This window comes from Neisseria sp. HMSC074B07, assembly GCF_001810355.1.
GTDB lineage: Bacteria > Pseudomonadota > Gammaproteobacteria > Burkholderiales > Neisseriaceae > Neisseria.
Genome location: NZ_KV800929.1, coordinates 1 through 4,560, shown reverse-complemented (window position 1 = coordinate 4,560; position 4,560 = coordinate 1). Strand labels below are relative to the sequence as shown.

Below are 4,560 nucleotides of genomic sequence, written 5' to 3'. Positions count from 1 at the left end.
CAAGTGAATCGGTTCCGTACTATCTGTACTGTCTCGCCTTGTCCTGATTTAGTTAATACACTATGCAAGCAGCAGCGTACCTCAAAAACCGAAAGCGATTGGATTCCCAATCAGGCAAAACACCGTACCAACTGCTTTCGCATGATGCCTGCCGCCGATACGCCATCCTGTATGGCAACCGACAGCGCCGCTATTCCAAACTGCCATACTCCTGCTTTTCCGCATCCCAGCGGTAGATTTTCCGTTCGCCGTTTTTCATGCCCTTCGCTTGCCAAATGATGTCGTAAAATCCATGATGCTGCTGCGGCGACATTTTCAGGATGTATGTGTCGGTATATACATCATGTTGGCGTGTACCGTCCTTATTCCAGCTGCCGGCAATGTTTTCAAGCGTAAAGGTGTTGGCGTTCAAAACGGGTTTCAGACGACCTTCAATAATGGCAAACAGCACCATAAACTCTTCCAAGCTGCCGCCTCCTGCATAACCGACCGTGTTCTGCAAGCGCAGGCCGAAGGCATCGGTTTTATCGTTCAGGCGATAAGCGGCAAAATCGAGACGGGCGGGCAGCCCGATTTGCAAACCGCCATCGGGGATTTGTACGACAAACTGCCGCTTCCCTTCCATAGCAGGTTTGGGTGACGGATAAAATTCGTCTTTTTCTTCATATTCATAACGTTCGGTATAAGGCGTGGCAGCAAGGGCGAATTTACCATCGGTATCCTTTGTCAGCACGGCAAGGGTCATTTGGGCGACGGGGTTGCCCGAGTCGGGTCCGCATTGCGCGTAGTGATTCGGGTTTTCGCGGTAAAAATCGCCAAGCGGATGCTTATTCAGGCACACCAGCGCGACTTGGAGGCCGTTTTTCCAAGGCCGCAGCGACATCATATTCAGTTTTTCCACGTCTGCGTCAGGTGCAACCAAACTCAGGATTTCGCGTACGCGCGCATCTTGGCGCGACAGGCTGCCGAAGCCGTCGGCAAGCGGCTTGCCGTCCGTTTGTTTTGTATGCTGCTGCGTGATTTCCGTATTTTTGACCTGTGTCCGCCCTTTGCCGGATGAGTGTGCGGTTTCCGCCGTGGAAGGCGGGGCGGCGGCGAAGAACGCCAAGGAGAGAAATAATCCGGTTTTATTCATGTTTTGTATCCTGATTGTTCGAAGAAATGTAGCGGGTCGTCTGAAAACGACAGGCTGGAAATGAAGTCGGGATTCTAGCGATATAGTGGCTTAACTTTAAACCGACGGCGTTACCTCGCCTTAGTTCAAAGAGAACGATTCCTCTAAGGTGCTGAAGCACCAAAGTGAATCGGTTCCGTACTATCCGTACTGTGCGGCTTCGTCGCCTTGTCCTGATTTAAATTTAATCCACTATACAAACTGAAAAAAGAATCAGGCTTGATTTTCAGACGACCTTTTCTTGCTACAATCCGTTTTTTCTCGTTGCCATTATCATGAAAACCAGCGTCTGCCTCTCCCTATTGTTCCTGCTCGCCGCCTGCCATCCCAATGCCGAAGTCGCCGATACCGCCGCGCCGACCGCGCGCAAGCCTTCTTATTTTGAGTCTGACAAACGCCAAGCCGCCACGCCGGTCAAAACGCAAACGCCCGCGCTGCCCGCCATCCGCAGCCGCGCCGATTTCGACCTGCTTTCGCGCGTTTACGAACAAGACAGCGAATACGAAATCCCGCACGTCCTCTTCCTTATCGACCGCGAAGACAACAACCGCACCGACTACATCAACACGCCGAAATACCGCCTGCACGAAACCTATCTCGCCGAGATTTTGAAGCCGATGCCGACGCGCAAAGAATTGTTCGAACAATACCGCAGCCCGAACCGCCGCTTCCTGTTCGGCACCATCAGTTGGCAGAACAGCACTCAAGAATACGTTTACGAATTTTGGGAAGGCGACAAAATCACGCCCGAATTGCTGAAATTGGCAGAAGGTCGTCTGAAAGACAGTTTCTTCGCCCCGCTGCGTTACAAAACCAATTCCCTGTGGCAGGAAACCGTTGCCGCGCAAAGCAAAGCCCCCTTTGTAACCCAAGAAAGCCTGATACAGAATTTCCCTTATTTGCCGTTGCACAGGGGGAAAGCGGTAGGCACATTGCGCGTCATCACTCAGGAAGACGACCTTTACGATGTCGGTGCGGACGACATCATCATCTTGAAAGAAGTGCCGCTGGTGTTGCCGCCCGTAGCAGGCATCATCAGCGAAAAACCGTCCACCGCGCTGTCGCATGTGAACGTCTTGGCGCGCGGCTGGGGCATTCCCAACATCTACCTCAAAGACGCGGAAAAAATCCTCGCCCCCTATATCGGCCGCCGCATCGAATTGGCAGCCGACGCAAAACAATACCGGGTCGCCCAAACCAACCGAAACACAGCCGCTACTGCGGCAGCAAAGCCGCCAACCTCGGCCATATCCGCGCCCATATCGCAGGCAGCAACGTCCCCGACGGATTCTGCATCCCCTTCGCCTACTACCGCGCCATGATGGACAAACTCGGCATCAATGCGGCAACACTGGCGCAAATCGAAACGCAAAGCGGCGGCGACAACCGCAAACGCCGCACCGCCTTACTCGCATTGCAGAAAAAAATCACTGATGCCGAAATCCCGTCCGAATGGAAACGCACCTGGGCGGAACAATGGCGCAGCCAGTTAAACAGCAAAGGCGTGTTCGTCCGCAGCTCGTCCAATTCCGAAGACCTGCCGAATTTCAGCGGCGCGGGGCTGTACACCACCGTGCCGAACGTAACCGGTGAAAACGCGCTGGCGGAAGCAGTGAAACAATCTTGGGCTTCCGTCTTCAATTACAGCGCGTACGAAGCCCGCCGCATCGCCGGACTGCCGCACGACAGCGTGAAAATGAGCGTCTTCGTCCAGCAAAGCATCAATGCCGACCTCTCCGGCGTACTCGTTACCGTCAATCCCTACGATACCGCGCAGAAAAACACTTCCTACATCGCCGCCAAACGCGGGCTGGGCATTCGCGTGGTCGAAGGGAAACGGGTGGCGGAACAAGCCGTTTACAACCGCCGCAACGACGCCGTACAACGCCTCAGCTCCTCCAACGAAACCACCGCACTGCAACTGGATGAAAACGGCGGCGTCAGGGAAGTGCCGATAACCGGCGGCAACGTCATGAACCACGACCAAATCCGCCGCCTCGACCAAGCCGGACAGCAAATCAAACAGCTTTTCGGCAACGGCGAACAAGACATCGAATGGGCTTTCGCAGGCGGCAAACTCGTCATCCTTCAGGCAAGGCCTTATTTAAACGGCAGGCGGTAACACGGAAAGGAAAGAGGCCGTCTGAAAACGCGGCTTCAATGGAGTTCAAAACCAAAACTCAGCTCAGTAAAGGAAAAATCATGAATTATCAATATCTTATTAGTTAAACCGAAACCCGTTACGGCGTTATATTGCCTGACCTGTACAAACACCTCTCCGCCGACGGTATGTTAGACTTTGGCGATTTTATTTTCTTATAGGGATAAATATGATGAATTCTTTTTATAACAAAAGACTATTACATATATCAGCAATTTTAGGTGGAATGTTATTAGCTACTCCTGCGATGGCCTACTGCCCGAACGGTTCAGAATCTGGTGGGCAATGTTGGGCGCCTATAGGACCCCAAGGTCGGATGGTTGTAATTGGACCTGCGCAACCAAATAATAGCTATAGAAATCAAATAACGGTTGTAGTCAGTCAAGTTCCGCCCCCTGACCCACGGATTAAATGTAAAGCACCGGTCAATGGCACTCAGCAATGCACAAAGTATTATGATTATGATTTAAAAAAAGTTGAACAAACTTATACCGCTCTTCTAAGTGGTGGTTTAATAGGTGAAGTTTCACATTACTACCCAAATGGCAAGTTGAAGAGTGTTATGAACTTTAATAAACAAGGAAGATTGCAGGGTAAAAGCACTCTTTATTGGGAGAATGGTCAGCTACAAAGTGTGATGAACTATAACGCACAAGAAAAATTGGATGGAAAAATAACGCATTATTGGGAAAATGGTAAATTAAAAGCAGCGATTGATTATAAAAATGGTTTAGCGGATGGTTTTTCTCATGAGTATGACCAAAGCGGTAAACTGATTGCAATTTGGCAATTTGAACGCAACCGTGAAGTTCATTTACAAGAAATGAATGGCAATGTTAAGCACGGAACTGAAATGTTTTTCCGTCTTAATAAAGATAAAAAAAATGAAGGTTACCACGGAATAGAATGGAATAATGGCAAAAAAGTACGAGAAGAGCGTCTTGAATAGCGTTACTCTTAAAAATGGCGTAAAACCTCATGCCTACATCGCCGCCAAAGCGGGCTGGGCATTCGCGTGGTCGAAGGAAAACGGGTGGCGGAACAAACCGTTTACAACCGCCGCAACGATGCCGTATGTAAGAAAACACCGCATTGTTTACATAACAGGCGTAGGTTGAATTGGAGATCCAACTTTCACAAAGGTCGTCTGAAAGTTTTCAGACGACCTTCTTTCGTCCCAAATCTATTCAACCATCACTTTCAGAAACCATCCATACGACATTTT

4 protein-coding genes are annotated in these 4,560 nt (G+C 50.3%); 3 read left to right on the top strand and 1 reads right to left on the bottom strand.

Features of this window, described 5'->3' with window-relative positions:
- Positions 1-190: 190 nt before the first annotated feature.
- Positions 191-1,135, bottom strand: a complete 945-nt coding sequence (locus HMPREF2726_RS06085; RefSeq protein WP_070602630.1) for a hypothetical protein — start codon at positions 1,133-1,135, stop codon at positions 191-193.
- A gap of 314 nt (positions 1,136-1,449) precedes the next feature.
- On the opposite strand from HMPREF2726_RS06085, the gene HMPREF2726_RS14705 reads away from it, so the two are divergent.
- The 3 genes from HMPREF2726_RS14705 to HMPREF2726_RS14115 all read left to right on the top strand — a co-directional run bounded on the left by HMPREF2726_RS14705 (position 1,450) and on the right by HMPREF2726_RS14115 (position 4,284).
- Positions 1,450-2,496, top strand: a complete 1,047-nt coding sequence (locus tag HMPREF2726_RS14705; protein ID WP_246827869.1) for a hypothetical protein — start codon at positions 1,450-1,452, stop codon at positions 2,494-2,496.
- A complete protein-coding gene (locus HMPREF2726_RS14700; protein ID WP_246827870.1) occupies positions 2,424-3,296 on the top strand; it encodes a PEP/pyruvate-binding domain-containing protein in 873 nt (290 codons plus the stop codon). Before HMPREF2726_RS14705 ends, HMPREF2726_RS14700 begins: the two co-directional genes overlap by 73 nt.
- A 208-nt stretch (positions 3,297-3,504) precedes the next feature.
- Positions 3,505-4,284 (top strand): toxin-antitoxin system YwqK family antitoxin, encoded by a 780-nt coding sequence (locus HMPREF2726_RS14115; RefSeq protein WP_094113049.1) that lies wholly within the window; start codon positions 3,505-3,507, stop codon positions 4,282-4,284.
- The last annotated feature ends 276 nt before the right edge of the window (positions 4,285-4,560 follow it).

Excerpts from the sequence above, each read along its gene's own strand:
- HMPREF2726_RS06085 (WP_070602630.1), bottom strand. The coding sequence starts at position 1,135 with ATGAATAAAACCGGATTATTTCTCTCCTTGGCGTTCTTCGCCGCCGCC.
- HMPREF2726_RS14705 (WP_246827869.1), top strand. The coding sequence starts at position 1,450 with ATGAAAACCAGCGTCTGCCTCTCCCTATTGTTCCTGCTCGCCGCCTGC.
- HMPREF2726_RS14115 (WP_094113049.1), top strand. The coding sequence starts at position 3,505 with ATGATGAATTCTTTTTATAACAAAAGACTATTACATATATCAGCAATT.